Source organism: Saccharopolyspora sp. NPDC045839 (assembly GCF_056431645.1).
The window spans coordinates 1-21,228 of sequence record NZ_JBWKKH010000057.1 but is presented as its reverse complement, the minus strand read 5'-3'; the positions used below and the strand labels follow the sequence as shown (position 1 = coordinate 21,228).

Sequence of the window (21,228 nt, the reverse complement as noted above, 5' to 3'; positions counted from 1 at the left end):
CGGGTGATCCACGAGGTGGACGAGGGCCTGCGCCTGCTGCTGGCCGATGGGGGCGTGCCGGGCTCGGGCGTGGAGCTCGCCTTCGAGCCGCCCACGACGGACTGGGCGGCGAAGCGCAACTCGCCCACGGTCAGCGTCTTCCTCTACGACATCAGGGAGGAACCGGACCTCCGGCGCGCGGGCGCGTTCGAGCAGTACGACGACGACGGGAAGACGATCGGCTGGCAGAGCCCGCCGCACTGGTTCCAGCTCTCCTACCTGGTGACGGCGTGGACGAACCGCCCGCAGGACGAGCACCGGCTGCTCTCCGACGTGCTGCGCTGCCTGGTGCGCCACGACGCGCTGGCGCCGCAGTGGCTGACCGGGACGCTGGCCGAGCTCGGGCTGACCGTGCCGTTCGAGGCCGGCGGGACGATGGCGGAGGGCCGGTCGGCCTCCGACGTGTGGTCGGCGCTCGGCGGGCAGCTCAAGCCGTCGATCAACCTGCGGGTGACGGCGCCGCTGGCCGGCGAGCGGATCCCGGCCGGGCCGCCGGTCACCGAAGGCGTTGTCCTGCACGCGGAACGCTCGGGTGATCCGGTGAACGAGTCCGCCCGGCGGTTGCGCTACGACGGGCCGACCACGGCGGAAGGCGCCGGCTTCGCCCCGACCCGGCCGCGCCCGGAGCCGAAGCGGCGGCGGCGGGGCATGATCTCGTGACCGGGCCGGACCTGAACTACCTCTGGGCCCGCCTCGGGCTGATCGAGCGGCGCGTCCGCGAGGTCGTGGCGGCGCGGCGGGCCGCCGACCCGCAACCGGACGATCCCTACCGCGGGCTCTACGTCACCCCGGACGACGTCGATCGCATCCTCGCCTCTCCGGCGAAGTCCTGGGCCGCGACCCGCGACGACGATCCCGCGGCCGCCGAGCTCGACTCGCTCGCGGCGGCCGTGCCCGACCCCGGGCCGAGGTTGCTGCGCCTCGCCGCGGATTTCGGCCTCGCGCCACTGGATCTGGAGCTGCTGCTGGTGGCGATCGCGCCCGATGTCGACGTCCGCTTCGAACCGCTCTACGGCTACCTCAACGACGACGTGACCCGGCGGCGGCCGACGACCGGGCTGGCGCTGGAACTGTGCGGGGTGCCCGCGGCGGGCGACGGGCGGTTCCGGTTCGCCCTGGGCGCGCCGCTGGTCGCCGGCGGCCTGCTGGAGGTGCAGGAGCCGGAGCGTCCGGCGCTGTCGCGGACGCTCCGGGTTCCCGACCGGGTCGTGGCGCACCTGCTCGGCAACGACGACATCGACCCCCACGTCGCGCGCCTTGCCCACTTCGCCCATGCCGGTCCGCGCTCGCCCGACGTGCTGGCCAAGCGGATCGGCGCAGCGCTGGACAGCGGGATCCGGCTCGTCCACCTCACCGGGGCGGAGGGCGCGCTGCAGGTCGCGACGGACGCCCTGGCCGTCAGCGGTCGTCGCGCGCTCGTCCTGGACGCCGGGGAGCTGGCCGGTGAACCGGAGCCCGTCCTGCCCGCGCTGGTGCGGGAAGCGCGGCTGCACCGCGCCGGGATCGTGTTCGGGCCGCTGGAAGCGTTGGAACGCGAGCAGGTCCGATTGCTGCGGGCGATCGTCGCGTCGGCGGCGGGAGTTCCGCTGTTCCTGCACGGTTCCCGCAACTGGGACCCGGCCTGGTCGCGGCAGGCTCCGGTGTCGATCCACGTTGCGGCACCGAAACCGGAGCAACGGGCGCGGACCTGGCGGCAGGCCCTCGCGGCGGCCGGTGACGCCGCAGCGGTGCCCGAAAGCGCGCTGGTCGATGCCCTCGCCGGCTACCGGTTGGACGCCGACCAGGTCGGCCGGGCGGCATCGGTGGCGACCCAGCTCGCCGCGCTCGACGCCCGCCCGGTGGGTCTTGAGGATCTGCGGGCGGGCGTGCGCGCCCAGAACGGCGCGGGCCTGGAACGCCTCGCCCGGCGCATCACGCCGGCGGTCGACTGGGACGACCTGGTGCTGCCCGAGCCGACCCACCGCCACCTGGCCGAGCTGTCGATGCGCGCCCGGCACCGGGACCTCGTCCTCGGCGACTGGCGGATGCGACCCGGTGGCGGCCGCGGGCGCGGCGTGATCGCGTTGTTCGCGGGCGAATCCGGCACCGGCAAGACGATGTCGGCGGAAGTGGTCGCGGCCGGCCTCGGGATGGACCTCTACGTGGTGGATCTGTCCACAGTGGTCGACAAGTACGTCGGCGAGACGGAGAAGAACCTGGAGCGGATCTTCGCCGAGGCGGTCGGCGTGAACGGGGTGCTGCTGTTCGACGAGGCGGACGCCATCTTCGGCAAGCGCTCCCAGGTCAAGGACGCCCACGACCGCTACGCCAACGTCGAGTCGGCATTCCTGTTGCAGCGCATGGAAACCTTCGACGGCATCGCGATCCTCACGACGAATCTCCGGGCGAACCTGGACGAAGCGTTCACCCGGCGCCTGGACGTGATCGCCGACTTCCCCATGCCGGGCCCGGACGAGCGCCAAGCCCTCTGGGACCGCTGCCTCGGAGCCGCGATCCCCCGAGCCGAAGACCTGGACCTGGCCTTCTGCGCGGAGCGCTTCGAGCTCACGGGGGGCTCGATCCGCTCCTGCGCCATCACGGCGGCCTACCTGGCGGCGGAAGCCGACCGGCCGGTGGGCATGGCGGAGCTGATCACGGCGGTGCGCCAGGAGTACGGCAAGCTGGGAAGGCTGGTGCTGGAATCGGAATTCGGAAACTAGGCGACGGGAAGCCAATCCCCAAAGACCACCCATCGTCAAGATTCCGCCGGCCCAGAAAGGTCCACCTCCCACCTTTCGTCGTGCGGGCCGCTGTGCAGAACAGTGACGTCCTTGCCCTCGTCGTACGGCGCTTCCAAAGAGTGCTCGACCTCGGGGCTGATCCATTCGCTACCGGTATCCTTGCGCTTGACGCTCCAACGAAAGAACACCCGATACGAGCTCAACCAAGAACCGCCGTCGATCTTCCGATCCCCGGAAAAGCCGGGCTCGTCGCGAAAGGTGATCCCATCAGGGTTGTTATCGATCATCGGATTTTTACCCTTGCCGTAGTTCGGCCGGTAAGGACCATCCTGCACGAAGGAAGCGTCCAGCTTCTTCGCCCCCGAGGCTTCCTCACATACTCGTCCCGCACCTGCTGCCGGAAGTCGTAATAATGATCGGCCGACCGCGGCGCACCAGCCGGCTTGCGCAGTTTGGCCACCTGATAAAAGCTGAAACCCTGCTTCTCTTCAAGCCTTTGCTCCCGCGGACCATTGTAGAAAGAGGTAAATTCCAGGATTGGCTTGTTGATGTCGTAGTCCTGCTCGACCTTCAGCCGACTCGAACGCCTGGCCGGTTCCGTCGGCTCCGCACGTTTGCGCTTACCCACCGAACTTTCCAACGCACGGGCAGGGGGAAGTACCTGGGTTGCCCCGAAGCCCCCGTCTGACCTCTGCGCCTCCTCCGACGCACCACGTGCATGCCGAGCGTCGGCGATCATCCGTCCAACTGCGGCATTTCCCACGGTTCGTTGCAGATGCAGGATGTCCGCAGCGGGCTGTGGAACAACGCTCGCCTGCAGTGCGGGGACGTCAGAACCTGCCGACCGAGTCTGCGATGTCCGCACCCGCGATTCCGTCTCATCGTCGCCGTGTCGCTTGCGCATGAGACCTCCTCACGACGTACCTGATCAGCACTGGTACCGCGACCAGCGCTGTCGGGAAATGTCCAGAAGGGCACACCTTGGGGCAGAAACCCGGTTTCCCGGCCGACGAGACCGGGAAGGCAGGGCCTGGTTGCCCGGGAAGGCAGTCGTGTTGCCCTCGGTGGGGGTCGGGCGGACCTGTTCGCTCGCGCCGCCGGGCGCGAGGCTCTGGGCACGCCACACCTCAGACGAAGGAGCGCACATGCCGTCGTACCTGTCCCCTGGCGTGTACGTCGAGGAGGTCCAGAACGGGGCCAGACCGATCGAAGGGGTCGGGACGGCCGTCGCCGCTTTCGTAGGCTTCGCACCTCAGGGGCCGTTCCACCAGCCGACGCTGGTGACGAACTGGAGCCAGTACGTGCAGACCTTCGGCGGCTTCGACGACGGCTACCTCGCACACGCCGTCTACGGCTACTTCGCCAACGGCGGCGGCACCGCCTACGTCGTCCGCATCGGCGGGCCCGCTGCGGCGCCCGACGCAACCCCGGCGACGCCCGTGGAACTCGGCGGCCTGCGGATCTCGGCGCTGCCCGGCGCCGGCGCCGACATCACCGTCGAGGTCGCCGACGCCGAGGGCGAGAACCCGCCGGAGGACCGGTTCCGGCTGCTGGTCGGCCAGGGCGGCAAGGTCGCGGAGACCTATGACGTCTCGACCAAGAAGAACGTCAAGAGCTACGTGGTCACCCAGGTCCGCGAGCGGTCCAAGCTCATCGAGGTCACCGAGCGGTCCAGCGCGGCCCTGACCAGGCCGGAGAACCAGTCGGTCACGATCGCCGCGACGCCGCCGCGCGAATCCAAACCGGCCACTGTGGACGCCCAGGAGTACGTCGGGGACCTCGCCGCCCGCACCGGCTTCGGCGGCCTGGAGACCATCGACGAGATCACCATGGTCGCCGTCCCCGACCTGATGAGCGCCCACCAGCGCGGCCTCATCGACGCCGAAGGCGTGAAGACCGTGCAGCTCGCGGCGATCTCGCACTGCGAGCAGATGGGCGACCGCGTCGCGGTGCTCGACGCTCCCCCGGGCCTCAACGCCCAGCAGGTGCGGAACTGGCGGATGGACCAGGCGGGCTACGACTCGCGGTACGCGACGCTGTACTACCCGTGGATCAAGGTCTTCGACCCCGCCAGCGGGCGCAACACACTGGTCCCGCCGAGCGGCCACATCGCCGGCGTGTGGGCGCGCAGCGACGCCGAGCGCGGCGTGCACAAGGCCCCGGCGAACGAGGTCATCCGCGGCGCGGTGGACCTGGAGATCAACCTGAGCAAGGGCGAGCAGGACCTGCTCAACCCGATCGGCGTGAACTGCGTCCGCGCGTTCGCCGGGCGCGGCATCCGGATCTGGGGCGCCCGGACGCTGTCCTCGGATCCCGCCTGGCGCTACCTCAACGTCCGCCGGCTGTTCAACTACCTGGAGGAGTCGATCCTGATCGGCACCCAGTGGGTGGTCTTCGAGCCGAACGACGACCGGCTGTGGTCGAGCATCCGGCGCAACATCTCCGCGTTCCTGCACGAGGCCTGGCGCGACGGCGCGCTGTTCGGCCGCACCGCCGAGGAGGCGTTCTTCGTCAAGTGCGACCGGGAGAACAACCCGCAGGAGTCGATCGACCTGGGGCAGGTCGTGTGCGACATCGGCGTCGCCCCGGTCAAGCCCGCCGAGTTCGTGATCTTCCGGCTCTCCCAGTTCTCGGACAGCACCAGCCTGCTCAGCGAATAGCCCCAACAGCACGGAAGGCGGCGGATAAGCCATGGCACAGGGCGACAGTCTCGCCACGCACCGGTTCGGTGTGCAGCTCGGTGGCATCACGGTGGAATCGGTCAAGGAGATCAGCGGCCTGACCGTCGAGCAGGACGTCATCGAGACCCAGCAGGTCACGCCGACCGGCGAGCGGATCAACAAGAAGCAGCCCGGTGGTCAGAAGGGCGGCGAGGTGACGATCACCCGCGGCATGGACCAGAGCGCCGAGTTCACCGACTGGATCAAGAAGACGCTGCTGGACGGCAACGTCGAGGTCGCGCGGGAGAACCTGACGATCGAGATCCAGGACTCCAAGGGCGACACGGTGCGGCGGATGCAGCTCTTCGACGCCTGGGTCAGCAAGTGGGAGGGCCCGTCGCTCACCGCGGGCGAATCCCAGGCGGCGACGGAGAAGGCCACCATCACGTTCGAGCGGATCGAGGTCGAATGAGGCGACGCATCGCGTCGCTCGGCGAGCTCGACGAGGTCGCGGGCAAGGGCCAGGCGGCGGGCACCCGCCCGGCCCCGGCCGAGCAGGCGACGCAGCACGACGAGTTCGAGTTCGAACTCCCCCGCGGCTACGTGCACTCCGACGGCACCGTGCACAAGCACGGCCGGATGCGGCTGGCCACCGCGAAGGACGAGCTCCGGCCGCTGATCGACGTGCGGGTCAAGGAGAACCCGGCCTACCTCAGCGTGGTGCTGCTCAGCCAGGTGATCACCCGGCTCGGCGGCCTCACCGAGGTGCACACGGGCCTGGTGGAGAACATGTACGCCACCGACATCGCGTTCCTGCAGGACTTCTACCGGCGGATCAACAGCGAGGGGCACACCAGGGCGGGGGTCACCTGCCCGTCCTGCGGCACGGCGTTCGAGGTCGACCTCGCCGGTGGGCGCCTGGGGGAATCGTGACGTACGCGGTCGACCGGCTGCACGAGGAGGTCGCGTACGTCGCCTACCACTTCCACTGGCCGCGCCAGGAGATCCTCGAACTCGACCACCACGAACGACGGCGTTGGGTCCGCGAGATCGCGCGCATCAACACCAGGATGAACGAAGGCGGGTGACCGGGTGAGCCTGTGGGACCTCTTCCGCCGTCGCCGCGGCGGCGCGCGGCGCGAGGACGGCTCGGCGCGACCTGCCACCGCAACGCCCGGCTGGGACGGCGGGTGGCGGCGGACCGCCGCCGATCCCGGCGTGATCCAGCGCGCCGGGATCGGCGTGACCGCGGCCATGCGGTTCCGGGACTCCGTGACCTCGTTCCAGGACCACGGCGTCATGACCGAGCTGGGGCACGGCCTCGATGCCGGCGCGCCGTCCGGACTCGTGCACGGACTGCTCCGCCCGGCAATCGGCGTTCCCGTGCAGCGCTCGGCAGCCGAGGCGCTGCCCGTGGTCGTCCCCGCATACGACGGCGATCCGGTGCCGCTGGACCGCTCCCCGGCACCCGTTGCCCCGGCGGAATCCCCTGTCGCCGAAGGGACTGCTGCTCCGGTGCGGCCACGGCGGCTCTCTCCGCCGCTGACCGCGGCCCGGCCGGCGACGCCGCTCGCGCCACGGCCCTTGCGCGCGGTGACGACGCTCGCGCCCGGATCATCATCCATAGTAGACGATCTAATTCCGGATGACGGGAGGGCTGATGCGCCGGAGCCGGTCGTGCAGCGCCAGGTTTCCCGCCCGGCCAAGGCCGACGCCGCCGTGCGGTCAGGCCCCGGCGACCCGTTGCGCACCCTTCCGCCCAGTGCCGTGGTCTTCCCCGACGCAGGCCGCTCGGCCGATCAAGTTCCGGAGGCCGGGTCGGCGTTGCCGCCGGCGAGCACCGATCCGGCGCCGTCCGGCACCGGCGAGCACCGCGCGGTCCAGCGGGTCACGAAGACCTCCGCGCGTGCCGCTCCGAGAAGCCAGGACTCGCCCCGGGTTCGCCCCCGGTTGGGCATCGGAGCGCCGATCGCCCAGATCCCGCCGTCCGCGACACCTGCCGGATCGGCGGGCGCCGAAGACCGTCCGACGCCCGCCGAGTCGGCCCCACCGTCCGTTGACTCTCCCGTTGTGCAGCGGAAACCGGCCGCCGGAGCAACCGGCGTGGAGGCTCTCGCAAGCCCGGAGAGCGGTTCTCCCGCGACCGTTCGCCCTGACTCCGCAGACCTGGTCGAGCCGCAACGAATCTCGCCTGCATCGCAGCCGCGCAATGCGTCAGGGGAAGCGGATCCCTTGGTTCAGCGGCTCGCCGCGACGCCGGAGCTCGAAGCCCGCGACGCGCACTCGCCGGCGAGCGGTGCCGAAGCCCTGCCACCGCCCGGCCTTGCCGAGCCAGATAACCCAGGCGAGACCTCGCACGGACCAGCCGGTGCCCCACCGCGAAGTGCGTCGGCAGACGCCCCGGTTGCGCCGCTGATCCACGATTCCGCGGAACCCATGGTGGTGCAGCGACTTGCGCACGACGATTCCCCTGGCGAAGCGCCAGAAGGGCCCGAACCCGTCGGCGCGCACTCGGCGCCGACCGACCCCATCGTCCCGCGCTCGATCCGGGACGCGATCCCGGCCAACCCCGAACGAGGACACGACGAGGCCCCTCCCGTAGCACCCCTGATCCATGACGCTGCTGCCGTGCAACGGATCGAGAACCCGCTGAGCGCGCCGCCCGGCCATCCTCTTCCGGCGGCCCATGGCGTATCGACATCCGACCAGGACGTCACCAACGCGGCCCCGCACGAGGAGGCTCCCAATTTTAGGCAAAATCGGGAATCCCCCGATTCCGGGCGGGATCTGGAGGTTTCCAATTTTAGGCAAAATTGGACGGCTCCGAACCCGGGCCTTCCGGTCGGGGTTGGCGAGGCAGAACCCGGGCCTGGCCTGGTGCCGGTGGTCCGGCGCTCGCCCCTGAGCCAGCGCCGGGGGGCTTCCACGGCCACGCCCGAGGATCTGACGGCGCGTCTTCACTCACCGGAAAGCGATGCGCCGACCACACTCCCGTTGACCGGGGCTTCCCCCGCTCGAGGCCCCGATGCGGCCGCTGTCGTCCAACGCCGGGTTCGGACAACCGAACCCTCGACCCCGAGTCGCGCGACGACGCAGACCAGGGCTCGCCCGAGCACCCACGAACCCGTCCAGCGCATCCTGCCGCTTTTGTCGGCGCGGCCGCCGACCGCACGAATCGGGCAGGACCCGGGCGTCGGCGCGGCGCGCAGCCCTCAGCAACCCGCACGACCGGTGGCACCGGTGGGCTGGAGCCACGCCGACCCGGCACCGCCGTCCGGGATCACGCCGCCGAATCCCGCGCCGAGCACGCCAGTGCAGCGGGCCCGGATCTCGGCTGCTCCCCCGGCATCCGGCACTCCGGTGCAGCTCACCCCGCTCCCGACGCCACCGCACCGCCCCGGTGGTGAAGCCTTGCCGAGTGCTGCGGTGAGACACCGAGCAGCTGAAACTCCGCACGACATCGGCCCGGGCGCACACGAAGTACTCCCGGTGTCCCGTTCGGCGGCTCCGACCGTGCAGCGTTCGAGCACAGCCCCGGTAGAGCACCGGCAGCAGGCCGCTGCCCCGAAACCGGTCGCCGCGTCGAGCCCGATTCCCGGTGTCCCGGCGGGAGTTCCGGTCACGGTGGTCCAGCGCAAGCCCGAGCAGGACGCCGCCCCGGCCGGGGCGGGCGGCGGCGGGCAGGACATCGACGAGCTCGCTCGTCGCCTGATCGAGCCGGTGGGGCGGCTGCTGCGCGCCGAGTTCCGCCACGGCAGGGAACGAATCGGGCGGCTGCACGACCGCCGCCGCTAGCACGTTCGGAAGGAGTGTTGCCGGTGCCTCAGGAGATCTTCGCGTCCAGCGTGTTCTTCCGGCTGGTCATCGGGGGCAACGACCTGGGCAGGTTCAACACCTGCTCCGGGCTCGGCGCCCAGGTCGAGGTGGAGCAGTTCGCCGAGGGCGGCAACAACGGCTTCACCTGGCAGCTGCCCACCCGGATCACCTGGACCAACATCACGCTGACCCGGCCGGTCACCAGCGACACCGCCAAGATCTCGCGGTGGCTCGCGCAGATCATCCGGCGCGCCGAGCGCAAGAACGGCGAGATCGTCGCGCTGAAGCCGGATCTCACGCCCATCGCCCGGTGGCAGGTGCTCGGCATCATCCCGGTCAGCTGGCAGGGCCCGTCCTTCGACCCGTCCACCGCGCAGGCCGCGGTGGAGACGCTGGAAATCGCCCACCTGGGCCTGCAACCGTCGTGAGAGGAGGGGCCGGATGGCCGCCGCACCGGGCAACAACCTCGCCCGCGCCCAGCTGCTGATCATGGAGCCGCCCGCGAAGGTCGGCGCGAAACCGGGCGCGACGATCAAGCGGGTCCGGTTCCAGTTCAACCCGAACAAGCTCGCGCTGACCAAGAGCACCGAGTGGCGGCGCAAGCCGTCCCGGATGGCGCCCGACGCGGCGTTGCCCGAATTCGTCGGCAGCGGCCCGCGTTCCCTCTCCCTCGAAGTGTTCCTGGATGCCACCGACAAGCACGACGGCTCGGTGGAGAAGAAGATCGAGGACCTGATGGTGGCCTGCGTGCCGACCCCGAAGAGCCTGGCCGGGAAGAAGCCCGCCAGCCCGTGGGTCCGGTTCGAGTGGGGCACCGCCAGGACGACCTCGTTCAACGGCGTGCTGTCGAACTTCTCGGTCGACTACTCGCTGTTCGACGTCGACGGGAAGCCGCTGCGGGCGACCTGTTCGCTGGGCATCGAAGAGGCCAGCGTCGACACCCCGGGCCAGAACCCGACCTCGGGCTCCGAGAACACCCGCCGCACGCACCGGGTCGTCGCCGGCGACAGCCTGCCGCAGCTCGCCTGGCACGAGTACGGCGACGCGACGGCGTGGCGGATCATCGCCGAGGCCAACGAGATCGACGACCCCATGATCCTGGTGCCCGGCACCGAACTGCTGGTACCCGCCTTCGACGACGGACAGGACGGTGCGTGATGGGCGCGCAAGAGGGCGGGCGCTCCGTCGCCGCCGATCCGATCGTGGCCACGCCCGGCCCACTGCCCGCGGCCTGGCAGGAACAGCTCACCAGCTGCGTGGTCGACGAGAACGTCGGCCTGCCCGACGCGGCCCTGCTGACCTTCCGGGATCCCGACCACGAGCTGCTGACCGCGACCGGCATCACCATCGGCTCGCCGCTGACGGTGTCCGTCGCCACCACCTCCAGCCAGGCGCCGAAGCGCCTGTTCACCGGCGAGGTCACCGGCCTGGAGCTGGACACCGACGGCACCGGCTCGTTCACCGTGGTGCGGGCGATGAGCAAGGCGCACCGGCTGATGCGCGGCCGGAAGGTCACGGCGTTCCGCAACATGACCGCCGCCGCGATCGTGCGGAAGGTCGCGACGGGCGCGGGCCTGCGGGCCGGCCGCATCGACGCCAAGCCGATCACCTACACCCAGCTCTCCCAGGCGAACGTGTCGGACTGGGAGTTCCTCCAGTACCTGGCGCAGGAACACGGCGTCACCGTGCGGGTCGACGAGCGGGGGCGGCTGGACTTCGCCGCGCTCAAACCCGCCGCGAGCGCTCCCTCGCCCGACACCCCGGCGACCAAGAGCCCGTTCGTCCTGGAGTACGGCCGGAACCTGATGGCGCTGCGCGCGGTGCTCACGGCCGTGGACCAGGTCGACAAGGTCGAGGTGCGCGGCTGGAACGTGGCCACCAAACGTCCCTTGATAGCCGAGGAGAACGCGACCAGGAGCAAGACCGTGCGGCCGGGGCTCACCGCGGCGGAGGCGACCGGCAAGTTCGGCAAGGGTGCCCGGCTGCGCGTCGCCGACACGCCCTACGGCACGCAGGCCGAGGCCACGGCGGCGGCACGCGCGCTGGCGGCGTCGATGAGCGCGGGGCTCGGCGAGATCGAAGCGGTCGCGGAGGGCAACCCGGAACTGCGCGCGGGGGTGCCGGTCGCACTCGGCAACGTCGGGCCCAAGTTCTCCGGGCGGTTCACCGCGACGGCGGTGCACCACGTGCTGGAGCCCGGGAACGGCTACCGCACCACGGTGCTGGTCAGCACCTCCCTCGACCGGTCGCTGACCGGGCTGGTCACCGGCGCCAACGCGCCGGACCGGGGCCCGCGCATCCCGGGCCTGGCCACCGGGATCGTCACCGACATCAAGGAGGCGGGCGGGGCCCAGCGGGGCTGGGTGAAGCTGAAGTTCCCGTGGCTCGACGACGCCTACGTGACCGACTGGGTCCGCACCGTGCAGCTCGGCGGGCAGGGCGGGGGCGGCGTGTTCAGTCCCGACGTCAACGACGAGGTGCTGGTCGGCTTCGAGCAGGGCTGCCTCGACAAGCCCTACGTGCTCGGCGGGCTCTACAACGGCCGGGACAACCCGTCGCCGCACGACCTGCCGCTGGTCGACCGCACCACCGGCAAGGTCAACCGGCGTTCCCTGGTGTCCCGCAAGGGACATCGGCTCGAACTCATCGACTCCACCACCAAAACCCCGGGGATCCGGCTCACCAGCGGCGACAAGCGGCTGGACATCCGGATGGACGAGAAGCAGCGGACGATCGACATCACGGTGTCCGCCGTCGGCGGCCGGCGGGCGCTGAGCACGGTGTCGCTGACCGACCGCGGGATCACGCTCGACGCCGGCACCGGCGACATCACCCTGACCGGCAGATCGGTGTCGATCGACGCGAAGACGTCGGTCTCGATCAACGGCCGGACCAACGTGGGAATCGACGGCGGCGCGATGGCGACGTTGCGCGGCCGCATGGTCCACATCAACTGATCAGACCGATTCCGCGAGCTGACAAGGAGTTCCCGCGATGCCACCCGCAGCCCGGATGGGCGATCCCACCTCCCACGGAGGCACCATCGGCCAGCCTCCCGCGGCCGCCGCCCTCAAGGTGGCCACCGTGCTCATCGGCGGCAAACCCGCCGCGGTGACGGGAAGTCAGCACGTGTGCCCGCTGCTGCCGCACACCGTGCTGAGCGCGGGGAACGTGCTCATGCCGAGCCCGCCTCGCTCCGGCGTGGTGCTCATCGGCGGTCTGCCCGCCGCGCGGATGAACGACAAGACCACCTGCGGCGCGACCGTGGTCGTCGGGGCGCCGAACGTGCTGATCGGAGGCCCGCTGTGAGCGAGCGCTTCATCGGCCGCGGCTGGGCCTTCCCGATGCGGGTCGGGGCGACCGGCGGCATCGCGATGGTCGAGCGGGAGCAGGAGATCGCGGAGGCGATCCGCCTCGTGCTGGGCACCGCGCCGGGCGAGCGCCCGATGCGCCCGGAATTCGGCTGCGGCATCCACGAGTACGTGTTCGCCCCGAGCGACGGCGCCACCGCCGGACGCATCGCACAGGAGGTGCGCAGCGCGCTGCGGCGCTGGGAACCCCGGATCGACGTGACCGACGTGGTCGTCGCGTTCGACACCGTCGAGGAAGGCGTGCTGTACATCGACGTGCACTACACGCTGCGCGCCACCAACGACCGCAGGAACCTCGTCTTCCCCTTCTACACGATCCCGCACAGCGCGGCGGAGGAGGACGCGGACTGATGGCCCTGCCCCTGCCGAACCTGGACGACCGCCGCTTCCAGGAACTCGTCGACGAGGCCAAGCGCTACGTGCAGCAGCGCGCCCCGGAGTGGACCGACCACAACGTCTCCGATCCGGGCGTGACCCTCATCGAGACGTTCGCACACATGGTGGACCAGCTCATCTACCGGCTGAACCGGGTGCCGGAGAAGAACTACCTGGCGTTCCTCGACCTGCTCGGCGTCCGCCTGTTCCCGCCGGCGGCGGCGCGGGCCGACGTGACCTTCTGGCTGTCGGCCGCGCAGCCGGAGACGGTGCTCCTCCCGCTGGGCACCGAGGTCGCCACCGCGCGTTCGGAGACCGAGGAGGCGGTCGTCTTCGCCACCACCGACGAACTGCCCATCGTGCCCTGCGAGCTGACGACGCTCGTGACGATCTCGGCCACCGGGGCGCAGCAGAACCGCACCGGCGACCTCGACGCGGGCAAGGACGTGCCGTGCTTCCAGGCGGAACCGGCCGTCGACGACGCCATGCTGTTCGGCCTCAGCAACGCCGTCCCGCGCTGCGTGGTCGCGGTGCGGCTGGACAGCCAGGTCGAAGGCATCGGCGTCGATCCCCGGCAGCCGCCGCTGGTGTGGGAGTCGTGGGACGGGGTGCGCTGGACGGAGTGCGCGGTCTTCGACGACACCACCGGCGGCCTCAACCGGCCCGGCGAGGTGGTGCTGCAGGTGCCCGCCGGGCACGCCCTGTCGTCGGTGGCGGGCGTCCGGGCGGGCTGGTTGCGCTGCCGCGTCGTGGCCCCGGAACGGAATCAGCCGTTCTACTCCGAGTCGCCGACCGTCCGGGTGGCGGAGGCGTTCACCATCGGCGGCAGCACGACCGTCGAGCACGCCGAGACCGTCACCGACGTCGCGTTGGGCCTGTCGGAAGGCGTGCCGGGCCAACGGTTCCGGCTCGACCGGGCGCCGGTGCTCACCGACGCGGAGCCGATCGTGGTGCAGGTCGCCGCGGACGACGGCTGGCAGGACTGGCACGTCGTGGAGCACTTCGGCAACTCCGGCCCCGCCGACCGGCACGTCACGCTCGACGCGACGAACGGCGAGTTCCTCTTCCCGCCCGCAGTGCGCGCGCCGGACGGCACCTTGCGCCGGTTCGGGGCGGTGCCGCCCAAGGGCGCGCACATCAGGGTGCCGAAGTACCGCACCGGCGGCGGCCGATCGGGCAACGTGGCGCGCGGCGCGATCTCGGTGCTGCGCAGCTCGGTGCCCTACGTGGCCGATGTCGAGAACCGCGAGGCCGCCGGCGGCGGCGTCGACGGGGAGACCGTGTCGGAGGCGAAAGTGCGCGCGCCGCACCAACTCCGGGTGCAGGAGCGGGCCGTCACCGCCGCGGATTACGAGCAGATCGCGTGGCAGGCGGCGCCGGCCGCGGCCCGGATCCGCTGCCTGCCCGCGGGCGCGGAGCACGAGCCGGGCGCGGCCCGCGTGCTGGTCGTGCCGAACGCCGTGGCCGACGCGGGTGACCAGCTGCGCTTCGAGCAGCTGATCCCCTCGCCGCAGCTGCTCGCCGCGATCGCCGCCCGGCTCGACGAGCACCGGCTGCTGGGCACCCGCCTGGTCGTGGAGCCGCCGTTCTACCAGGGCATCACCGTCGTGGCGCGGATGCGTTCCGCGGAAGCCGACGTGAACCGGGTGAACCGGGACGCCGTCGCCGCGCTCTACCGGTACCTCAACCCGCTGCGCGGTGGCGCCGACGGCACCGGCTGGCCGTTCGGGCGACCGGTCCAGGTCGGCGAGGTCTTCGCCGTGCTCCAGCAGGTCGAGGGCGTCGAGCTGATCGACGAGATCCGGCTGTTCCCGGCCGATCCGATCACCGGGCAGCGGGGCACGCCGGTGGATCGCGTAGAGCTGGCCGATCACGCGCTGGTCTTCTCCCACCAGCACCAGGTGCTGGTGGGCTCCGGGGATCCGGCGGAAGGCCCGCGATGAGCCGCCGCGCGGTACCCGACCTGCCCAGCCGCTACCCGCTCGGCGACCTGCTGCCCGCGCTGTACGCCGGGGACGACTTCGCCCAGCGGTTCACCGCCGGCCTGGACTCGGTCCTCGCCCCGATCTTGTCCACTATGGACAACATCGCGGGCTACTTCGACCCGCGCGTGGCGCCGGAGGACTTCGTGTCCTGGCTGGCCGGCTGGGTCGCGGTGGAGCTCGACCCGGCGTGGCCGCCGCCGCTGCGGCGGGCGGTGGTGATGCGCGCCGTCGAGCTGCACCGCCGCAACGGCACCGTGCGGGGGCTCGTGGACCGGCTTTGGCTGTGCGCCGGGGTGCACGCGCGAGTGCTCGACGGCCCGGGCGCGGTCTGGTCGACCCGGCCGGGCACCGCGCTGCCCGGCAACGCGATCACCCGGGCCGTGGTCCAGGTCTGGCCGGGCCGCTCGGCGGTGGACCGCGAGCAGGTCGACGCGGTGGTCGAGGCGGCCTGCCCGATCCACCTCACCTGCACCGTCGAGGTCCTGCCAGGGCCGCCACAACGGGAAGGGGGATGACCCGATGCGCTCCTGTTCGACGTGCGGCGCCCAAGTCGCCCGCGGCGAGGACTTCTGCACCACCTGCGGCGCCTACCTGGGCTGGGACAAGGGCACCGGACCCGAACCACCCGCCCCGGCCCCGTCCGCCCCAGACCCGTCAGCGCCAGACCCGTCAGCGCCGACGGCCCGCATCCCGGTCCCGCCCGCCCCCATCCCGGCGGCACCCGAACCCCCTGCGGAACCGGTCGCCGAGCCGGAGCAACCGGCCGCCGTGCAACCGGCGAAGCCCGTCGCGCCACGGCCCGAGCCGAACGCGCCGGTCGCGGAGCCCGTGTCCGAGGGCCCGCCGTGCGGCGCGTGCGGCGCCCCCAACCCGCCCGAACGGCGGTTCTGCATCCGCTGCGCCGCGCCGCTCATCCCGGATTCCGAAGCGCCGCAATCGAATCGCGCGCGCCGCCGGCGGCGCCGGATCGATCGCGGCAAGGTGTGGCGGCGGCTCGTCATCCTCGCCGTGGTGATCGTCCTGGTGATCGGCGGCGTCCTGTTCTACCCGACCGGCCGGGAGATCGTCGAGGACGTGCTCGACAAGACCTTCGGGGCGGCGCCGATCGGACCGGTGAGCTCCAGCGCCAGCGCCGAGATGCCCGACCACCCGCGCGGCAAGGCCGTGGACGGGCTCAGGGACGTGTACTGGGGAACCGAGCGGCCCGGGGAATGGGCCGAGTTCAACTTCGATCACCCGTTCCGGCTGGTGGGCGTGCTGGTGAGCACCGGGCCGTCGCGGAAGGACGAGGAGTTCCGCAGCCAGGCCCGGCCCGCCCGGCTGGAGATCACCGCCACCCGCTCCGGCGGCCGGACCCGCACCGAGACCGTCGACGTGCCCGACAGCCCGACCCCGTACGAGGTCCGCATCAAGGCCAGCGACGTGGTCAAGGTCCGGGTGCACATCAAGACGGTGACCGGCCTGGCCGAGGGCAAGCACATCGCACTGGGCGAGCTCGAGTTCTTCGGGCGCAAGTGAGCGCGGGCTACTGCTCCAGCGGGCGGACGGTGAGGCTCTGCTGCGCGGTCCCGATCGGGCCCCGGACGTCGTGCAGGACGGTGCTGGTGAGGCCCTGGCCACGGCCGCCGAAGACGACGGTGGTGTCCAGCCCGGTCCAGCGGCCTGCCGGCTGGCGGTAGAGGTGGATCGACAGGTCGACGTTGGGGAACATCCACTTGGTCGGCTCCTGCCGCACGGCGATGCCGTTGGCCGTGTCGACGAGCGCCACGTAGGACGCCACCGGGCTGACCGGCTCGCCGGCCACGAGGTCGGTCCGGGTGGACACCCACGCCGTGTTGCGCCCGGGCCGGGGCGTGCCGACGGGCCGGGTGTCCAGCGACGCGATGAAGCCACCCGGCCACAGGGAGTTCATCGGCCAGGGCACCAGCGACTCGGGGTCCGGCAGCGGATCGGGTTCGCCCCCGGCGACCCCGCTGGTGTCCAGCTCCGCCAGGAACCACGCGCGGGCCCGGACCACGGGGCGCCCGGCGATGATCGCGGTGGCCTCCACCAGCTCGATGGTGCGGCCCGGCCGGGTCGTCTCCACGTGGATCTCGAACTCGTCGAGCGCGATCTTGCCCAGGATGTCGAAGCTGACGCGGCTGAGCAGCAGCTCGGGGCGGCCGGCCCGCGCGCGTTCGATCGCGTGGACGAGGATCCCGCCCACCGGGCTGAAGTGCTGCTCGTCGTTGCGCCACGCGCCGCTGGCGTGGGTGGTCGGCTTGAAGCGGTGCGCGTCGAGCCGCTCGAAGTAGCTGGGCGTGCTCTCGGGTGCCTCGGTCAACGCGGTCCTCTCCCCACTCGGCGCGTCGGTCTCGGACTACAGGATATGGACCGGATGGCGTAACACGCGGTGAGGATCGCCACAGCTTCCGCGGAGTTGAGTGTCGCGGTCGGGCCAGGGACGCGGGCCTTGGCCCGACCACGACGGCCGGTCCCCTACAGAGCTTGATCCCGATCTGATCGACGTCTTTTGGCCTGATCCGCTTTGGAAGGGTTCCCCAGAAGGGAATCTCATTCGATCACAACAGGTTCTTGACAGCTCATCCCTACCGTTCCGGCACATGAGATCACACGCCCTGGCGGCCCTGCTCGTCGCAAGTGCCGCACTGACCTGGGCTCCCACCGCGCAAGCCGCCGGAACCCCCGTCGTGTCCACCGCCGATGTCCTGCCGCACCTGCAGGAGTTCCAGCGGATCGCGGACCGCAACGGCGGCAACCGGGCGCACGGCACCCGCGGGTACCAGGAATCCCTGGACTACGTGAAGGAACGGCTCGACGCAGCGGGTTTCCGGACCTCCGTCGAGGAGTTCGAGCACGACGGGGCCAAGGGCTACAACCTGATCGCGGACTGGCCCGGCGGCGACGAGGACCAAGTGGTGCTCCTGGGCGCCCACCTCGACAGCGTGCCCGCCGGCCCGGGGATCAGCGACAACGCCACGGGTTCGGCCGCGATCCTGGCCACCGCGCTGGCCGTGAGCGAGGCGCACCTGGCCCCGGCCAAGCACCTCCGGTTCGCCTGGTGGGGCGCGGAGGAACCCGGGCTGATCGGCTCCGCGAAGTACGTGGCGGCCCGCACTCCCGAGGAGCTGGCGAAGATCGCGGTGTACCTCAACTTCGACATGACCGGCTCCAAGGGCGACCGGCAGTGGCTGGTGATCCACGCGGGCGCGCCCGCGACCGACGTGTTCGAACGCCACTTCGCCGACCAGGGCATCCCGACGTTCGACATCGGCGTAGGCGGCTCGGACCACGAATCCTTCGACGCGGCCGGGGTGCCGGTGTCCGGGTTCACCAACGGCATCGGCGCGTGCATCCACGACGCCTGCGACACGATCGACAACGTCGATCCGGAAGCCGAGGTCATCAGCACGAACGCCATCATCCAGGCGGTCTGGAGCGTGGCCGGTGCGTAACCGACTCCTCGTGCCGGGCGCCGTCGCCGGCGTCATGGTGCTGGGCATCGCGACCGCGTCGGCCCAGCCCGGCAGCGGTGGTCTGGGCGACCCGTACTTCCCGGACGACGGGAACTCCGGCTACGACGTGACCCGCTACGACGTCGGCATCAGCTACGACCCGGCCAGGCCGGGCTACCTCGAAGGCGACACCACGGTGACCGCGACTGCGAGCGCGGAGCTGGACGGCTTTCACCTCGACCTGTCCGGATTTCAGGTCACCGAGGTGTCCGTCGACGGCGTCGCCGCGAAGTCGTTCGGCCGCGCGGGCGAGCACGAGCTGGTGATCACCCCCGCCAGCCCCATCGCCGCGGGTGCTTCGTTCGCCGTGCGCGTCCGGTACTCCGGGCAGCCGGGCGGTGGCGGCTGGCACACGTTCCCCAACGGCGGCGCCAACGCGTTGGGCGAGCCGCATTCGGCCACGTCGTGGTACCCGGCCAACGACCACCCGTCCGACAAGGCCGCGTTCCACCTGACGGCCACCGTTCCCGAGGGCTGGACGGTGATCGGCAACGGACTGCCTGGCGAGACCACCACCGCCGGCGGCAAGGCGACCTTCCGGTGGCACGAAGACCAGCCGATCGCGACCTACCTCACGACGGTCGCGATCGACGAGTTCACCGTGCACAGGTCCGAGCTCTCCGACGGCACGCCGGTCATCAACGCCTACTCCCCCGGCACGCAGATCGACCCGGCCACCGAGGAGCAATACGTCGAGATCATGGACGTGCTGGCCGAGAAATTCGGGAAGTACCCGTTCTCCTCGGCGGGCAGCATCGTGCTCGGCCAGAGCTCCGGGGAGAACCCGGGCGCACTGGAAACCCAGACCCGGCCGACGTACTTCGGCGCCGTTTTCGACTTCTCGCTGCTGCACGAGAACGCCCACCAGTGGTTCGGCGACAACGTGTCGTTCACCGACTGGCGCGACGGCTGCATAGCCGAGTGCGTCGCCCAGTACTCCGTCCAGCTGTGGCAGGAGCACAACGGCGTCGACATCGACAAGTCGTTCTATAAATCCACTGTGGAGGATGAACGGAACGACCCGGAGTTCTGGTCGGTGAAGCTGTACGACCCCGGCTCGGAGAACCCCCTGCACCAAGCCCTGTACGACAAGGGCTCGCTGATGGTGCACGCGCTGCGCCGGAGCATCGGCGACGAGGCATTCTTCGGCACCCTCCGGCAGTGGCAGACCAGGTACGCGGGCGGCAACGCCTCCTGGCCGCAGTTCGAGGAGCTGGCGGCGGAAGTGTCCGGAAAGGACCTCGACGGCTTCTTCGAAGCCTGGGCACACAGCACGACGATCCCGCCTGACCAGTACCTCTACCCGGCAGGCCACTGACCGGCGAGCCTCCCGGCCGACAGCGGCGCCGCAAACTATCACACCTGTGATAGTGTGCGGCGCACTGTCAGGCATTGTTGTACTGCAAAGGGAGATCAGTTGTGCCCGCGTGGCTGTTCGCACTGCTCGCAGCGGCTTTCGTCTTCTACACCGATGACTACGTGATCGCGGGTGTTCTGCCGGAGATCGCGCGAGATCTAGGTGTCAGCGAGGCGCACGCCGGACAGCTGGTGACCGTCTTCTCCCTCACCGTCGCTCTCGCCGCGCCGGTCGCCGGAGTCACCCTGGCCCGGGTGTCCCGCCGGTACCTGTTCACCGCCTCGTTCGTGATCTTCGTCGTGGCGAACATCTTGGCGGCCACGACAACCGGCTTCGGCTTCTTGGTCGCCCTGCGGGTCGTGGCGGCGATCGCGGCGGCGGCGTCCACCCCGGCGGTGTTCGCCTACGCCGCCGAGCGAGCTCCGGAAAGCCACATCGGCAGGTACGTCGCAGTCGTGGCGCTCGGCGTCACGGGCTCGATCGCGGCAGGCGTCCCGATCGGCACCTGGATCGGCGGCCATTGGGGCTGGCGAACGACATTCGTCTCGATGGCGGTCGCCGGAGCCGCGGCGCTGGCCTTCTTGCTCGCAACCCTGCCTCGCGAGCGCGGCGAGGCCGGCGACGTGCCGAGCATCCCCGAGCAGTTGCGCGCTCTCACCAGCGCGCCGGTATCGCTCGGGCTCATGGCGAACTGCGCGCTCATGACCGGATCGATGATGATGCTCACCTACACGGCCCCCTACCTCGACGCGGTGAGCAACGCCGGCGTCGATCAGCGCGCGCTCTCCTTCAGCTCGTCCGGATTGGCCGGCATCGTCTGCATCTGGGCAGGCGGGAAGGCCACCGACCGGTGGGGCTCGGACCGCACGCTGGTCGCCGGGATCAGCACCTTCACCGGCATCATGGTGATCCTGGGCGTGCTCTGGTTCGCCCGCCCCGTACCGTTTTCCGTCCTCCTCGTGGTGGGGACGATCTGGGGCGGCATGGCCTTCTGGAATTCCCCGGCGATCCAAGCGCGCCTCCACCTGCTCGCCGGACCGGCCGCACCGCAGGCATTGGCGCTCAACACGTCGGGCACGTACCTCGGAGTCTCGTTGGGCGGAGCCATCGGAGGGTTGACCCTGAGCAACCTGGGGGCCGGACTGCTGCCGGCCGTCGCGGCAGTCCTCGGACTGAGCGCACTGGCACTGCTGGCACTCGCCATCGGCGCCGCGAAGAAAACGCCGAGCAGTGCGGCGCCTGCAACGGAACGCTGAACTCCGCAACGGCGCAGGCCCAGCAGGCCGCTGACCGGCGGGGGGGGGGGGGGGGGGGGGGGGGGGGGGGGGGGGGGGGGGGGGGGGGGGGGGGGGGGGGGGGGGGGGGGGGGGGGGGGGGGGGGGGGGGGGGG

Annotated in this window: 23 protein-coding genes; 18 read left to right on the top strand and 5 right to left on the bottom strand. The window is 71.1% G+C overall.

Annotation, left to right across the window (positions count from 1 at the left end):
* Nucleotides 1-3 precede the first annotated feature (3 nt).
* Complete coding sequence (locus AC07EQ_RS41635; RefSeq protein WP_478393301.1) at nucleotides 4-699, top strand: Pvc16 family protein; 696 nt, start codon at nucleotides 4-6, stop codon at nucleotides 697-699.
* Complete coding sequence (locus AC07EQ_RS41630) at nucleotides 696-2,738, top strand: ATP-binding protein (protein ID WP_478393300.1); 2,043 nt, start codon at nucleotides 696-698, stop codon at nucleotides 2,736-2,738. Before AC07EQ_RS41635 ends, AC07EQ_RS41630 begins: the two co-directional genes overlap by 4 nt.
* 35 nt (nucleotides 2,739-2,773) lie before the next feature.
* Here AC07EQ_RS41630 and AC07EQ_RS41625 read toward each other — a convergent pair whose 3' ends face one another.
* Together AC07EQ_RS41625 and AC07EQ_RS41620 are read right to left on the bottom strand one after the other, a co-directional pair.
* Nucleotides 2,774-3,046, bottom strand: a complete 273-nt coding sequence (locus AC07EQ_RS41625; RefSeq protein ID WP_478393299.1) for a hypothetical protein — start codon at nucleotides 3,044-3,046, stop codon at nucleotides 2,774-2,776.
* Nucleotides 3,043-3,663: a hypothetical protein gene (locus tag AC07EQ_RS41620; RefSeq protein ID WP_478393298.1), complete on the bottom strand. Its 621-nt coding sequence runs from the start codon at nucleotides 3,661-3,663 to the stop codon at nucleotides 3,043-3,045. The genes AC07EQ_RS41625 and AC07EQ_RS41620 overlap by 4 nt, the downstream gene beginning before the upstream one ends.
* A 241-nt stretch (nucleotides 3,664-3,904) precedes the next feature.
* Here AC07EQ_RS41620 and AC07EQ_RS41615 point away from each other — a divergent pair, with 241 nt between their 5' ends.
* Genes AC07EQ_RS41615 through AC07EQ_RS41600 form a run of 4 tightly spaced genes read left to right on the top strand, consistent with a single transcriptional unit; the run spans nucleotide 3,905 to nucleotide 6,507 of the window.
* A complete protein-coding gene (locus tag AC07EQ_RS41615; protein ID WP_478393297.1) occupies nucleotides 3,905-5,419 on the top strand; it encodes a phage tail sheath family protein in 1,515 nt (504 codons plus the stop codon).
* Between the two features lie 31 nt (nucleotides 5,420-5,450).
* Nucleotides 5,451-5,891: a phage tail protein gene (locus tag AC07EQ_RS41610; RefSeq protein ID WP_358304911.1), complete on the top strand. Its 441-nt coding sequence runs from the start codon at nucleotides 5,451-5,453 to the stop codon at nucleotides 5,889-5,891.
* Nucleotides 5,888-6,352, top strand: coding sequence for a hypothetical protein (locus AC07EQ_RS41605; protein WP_478393296.1), 465 nt, complete (start codon nucleotides 5,888-5,890; stop codon nucleotides 6,350-6,352). The genes AC07EQ_RS41610 and AC07EQ_RS41605 overlap by 4 nt, the downstream gene beginning before the upstream one ends.
* On the top strand, nucleotides 6,349-6,507 hold the full coding sequence (locus AC07EQ_RS41600; protein ID WP_478393295.1) for a DUF6760 family protein: 159 nt from the start codon (nucleotides 6,349-6,351) through the stop codon (nucleotides 6,505-6,507). Before AC07EQ_RS41605 ends, AC07EQ_RS41600 begins: the two co-directional genes overlap by 4 nt.
* Nucleotides 6,508-7,633: 1,126 nt before the next feature.
* Here the strand turns inward: AC07EQ_RS41600 and AC07EQ_RS41595 are convergent.
* A complete protein-coding gene (locus AC07EQ_RS41595; RefSeq protein ID WP_478393294.1) occupies nucleotides 7,634-8,002 on the bottom strand; it encodes a hypothetical protein in 369 nt (122 codons plus the stop codon).
* 629 nt (nucleotides 8,003-8,631) lie between these two features.
* Complete coding sequence (locus AC07EQ_RS41590; RefSeq protein WP_478393293.1) at nucleotides 8,632-8,790, bottom strand: hypothetical protein; 159 nt, start codon at nucleotides 8,788-8,790, stop codon at nucleotides 8,632-8,634.
* Between the two features lie 142 nt (nucleotides 8,791-8,932).
* Between AC07EQ_RS41590 and AC07EQ_RS41585 the strand changes: the two genes are divergently transcribed.
* Genes AC07EQ_RS41585 through AC07EQ_RS41545 form a run of 9 tightly spaced genes read left to right on the top strand, consistent with a single transcriptional unit; the run spans nucleotide 8,933 to nucleotide 16,484 of the window.
* Entirely contained in the window at nucleotides 8,933-9,214 is a 282-nt protein-coding gene (locus AC07EQ_RS41585; protein ID WP_478393292.1) for a hypothetical protein, read from the top strand.
* A 23-nt stretch (nucleotides 9,215-9,237) separates the two neighbouring features.
* A complete protein-coding gene (locus tag AC07EQ_RS41580) occupies nucleotides 9,238-9,663 on the top strand; it encodes a phage tail protein (protein ID WP_478393291.1) in 426 nt (141 codons plus the stop codon).
* 13 nt (nucleotides 9,664-9,676) lie between these two features.
* Nucleotides 9,677-10,393 carry a CIS tube protein gene (locus tag AC07EQ_RS41575; protein WP_478393290.1) on the top strand — a complete coding sequence of 239 codons (717 nt, stop codon included), beginning with the start codon at nucleotides 9,677-9,679 and terminating at the stop codon, nucleotides 10,391-10,393.
* The gene (locus AC07EQ_RS41570; protein WP_478393289.1) at nucleotides 10,393-12,192 is read left to right on the top strand and encodes a VgrG-related protein; all 1,800 of its coding nucleotides are present in this window, start codon (nucleotides 10,393-10,395) and stop codon (nucleotides 12,190-12,192) included. The genes AC07EQ_RS41575 and AC07EQ_RS41570 overlap by 1 nt, the downstream gene beginning before the upstream one ends.
* Nucleotides 12,193-12,229: 37 nt before the next feature.
* A complete protein-coding gene (locus tag AC07EQ_RS41565) occupies nucleotides 12,230-12,544 on the top strand; it encodes a PAAR domain-containing protein (RefSeq protein ID WP_478393288.1) in 315 nt (104 codons plus the stop codon).
* Nucleotides 12,541-12,957, top strand: coding sequence for a GPW/gp25 family protein (locus tag AC07EQ_RS41560; protein ID WP_478393287.1), 417 nt, complete (start codon nucleotides 12,541-12,543; stop codon nucleotides 12,955-12,957). The genes AC07EQ_RS41565 and AC07EQ_RS41560 overlap by 4 nt, the downstream gene beginning before the upstream one ends.
* Nucleotides 12,957-14,924, top strand: a complete 1,968-nt coding sequence (locus AC07EQ_RS41555; RefSeq protein WP_478393286.1) for a putative baseplate assembly protein — start codon at nucleotides 12,957-12,959, stop codon at nucleotides 14,922-14,924. The genes AC07EQ_RS41560 and AC07EQ_RS41555 overlap by 1 nt, the downstream gene beginning before the upstream one ends.
* A complete protein-coding gene (locus AC07EQ_RS41550) occupies nucleotides 14,921-15,481 on the top strand; it encodes a phage tail protein (RefSeq protein WP_478393285.1) in 561 nt (186 codons plus the stop codon). Before AC07EQ_RS41555 ends, AC07EQ_RS41550 begins: the two co-directional genes overlap by 4 nt.
* Nucleotides 15,482-15,485: 4 nt before the next feature.
* Nucleotides 15,486-16,484 carry an NADase-type glycan-binding domain-containing protein gene (locus AC07EQ_RS41545; protein ID WP_478393284.1) on the top strand — a complete coding sequence of 333 codons (999 nt, stop codon included), beginning with the start codon at nucleotides 15,486-15,488 and terminating at the stop codon, nucleotides 16,482-16,484.
* A 7-nt stretch (nucleotides 16,485-16,491) separates the two neighbouring features.
* On the opposite strand, the gene AC07EQ_RS41540 is transcribed toward AC07EQ_RS41545, so the two are convergent.
* Nucleotides 16,492-17,289, bottom strand: a complete 798-nt coding sequence (locus AC07EQ_RS41540) for a thioesterase family protein (RefSeq protein ID WP_478393283.1) — start codon at nucleotides 17,287-17,289, stop codon at nucleotides 16,492-16,494.
* 280 nt (nucleotides 17,290-17,569) lie between these two features.
* Here AC07EQ_RS41540 and AC07EQ_RS41535 point away from each other — a divergent pair, with 280 nt between their 5' ends.
* The 3 genes from AC07EQ_RS41535 (at nucleotide 17,570) to AC07EQ_RS41525 (ending at nucleotide 21,094) form a co-directional block, all read left to right on the top strand.
* On the top strand, nucleotides 17,570-18,421 hold the full coding sequence (locus AC07EQ_RS41535; RefSeq protein WP_478393282.1) for a M20/M25/M40 family metallo-hydrolase: 852 nt from the start codon (nucleotides 17,570-17,572) through the stop codon (nucleotides 18,419-18,421).
* A complete protein-coding gene (locus AC07EQ_RS41530; protein WP_478393281.1) occupies nucleotides 18,414-19,799 on the top strand; it encodes a M1 family metallopeptidase in 1,386 nt (461 codons plus the stop codon). The genes AC07EQ_RS41535 and AC07EQ_RS41530 overlap by 8 nt, the downstream gene beginning before the upstream one ends.
* Before the next feature lie 101 nt (nucleotides 19,800-19,900).
* The gene (locus AC07EQ_RS41525) at nucleotides 19,901-21,094 is read left to right on the top strand and encodes an MFS transporter (RefSeq protein ID WP_478393280.1); all 1,194 of its coding nucleotides are present in this window, start codon (nucleotides 19,901-19,903) and stop codon (nucleotides 21,092-21,094) included.
* Nucleotides 21,095-21,228: the final 134 nt, after the last annotated feature.

Bases quoted from the DNA above. Each gene is read 5' to 3' on its own strand.
- AC07EQ_RS41535 (WP_478393282.1), top strand. From the start codon at position 17,570: ATGAGATCACACGCCCTGGCGGCCCTGCTCGTCGCAAGTGCCGCACTG.
- AC07EQ_RS41565 (WP_478393288.1), top strand. From the start codon at position 12,230: ATGCCACCCGCAGCCCGGATGGGCGATCCCACCTCCCACGGAGGCACC.
- AC07EQ_RS41610 (WP_358304911.1), top strand. From the start codon at position 5,451: ATGGCACAGGGCGACAGTCTCGCCACGCACCGGTTCGGTGTGCAGCTC.
- AC07EQ_RS41570 (WP_478393289.1), top strand. From the start codon at position 10,393: ATGGGCGCGCAAGAGGGCGGGCGCTCCGTCGCCGCCGATCCGATCGTG.
- AC07EQ_RS41620 (WP_478393298.1), bottom strand. From the start codon at position 3,663: ATGCGCAAGCGACACGGCGACGATGAGACGGAATCGCGGGTGCGGACA.
- AC07EQ_RS41550 (WP_478393285.1), top strand. From the start codon at position 14,921: ATGAGCCGCCGCGCGGTACCCGACCTGCCCAGCCGCTACCCGCTCGGC.
- AC07EQ_RS41545 (WP_478393284.1), top strand. From the start codon at position 15,486: ATGCGCTCCTGTTCGACGTGCGGCGCCCAAGTCGCCCGCGGCGAGGAC.
- AC07EQ_RS41575 (WP_478393290.1), top strand. From the start codon at position 9,677: ATGGCCGCCGCACCGGGCAACAACCTCGCCCGCGCCCAGCTGCTGATC.
- AC07EQ_RS41615 (WP_478393297.1), top strand. From the start codon at position 3,905: ATGCCGTCGTACCTGTCCCCTGGCGTGTACGTCGAGGAGGTCCAGAAC.
- AC07EQ_RS41555 (WP_478393286.1), top strand. From the start codon at position 12,957: ATGGCCCTGCCCCTGCCGAACCTGGACGACCGCCGCTTCCAGGAACTC.
- AC07EQ_RS41605 (WP_478393296.1), top strand. From the start codon at position 5,888: ATGAGGCGACGCATCGCGTCGCTCGGCGAGCTCGACGAGGTCGCGGGC.
- AC07EQ_RS41625 (WP_478393299.1), bottom strand. From the start codon at position 3,046: ATGATCGATAACAACCCTGATGGGATCACCTTTCGCGACGAGCCCGGC.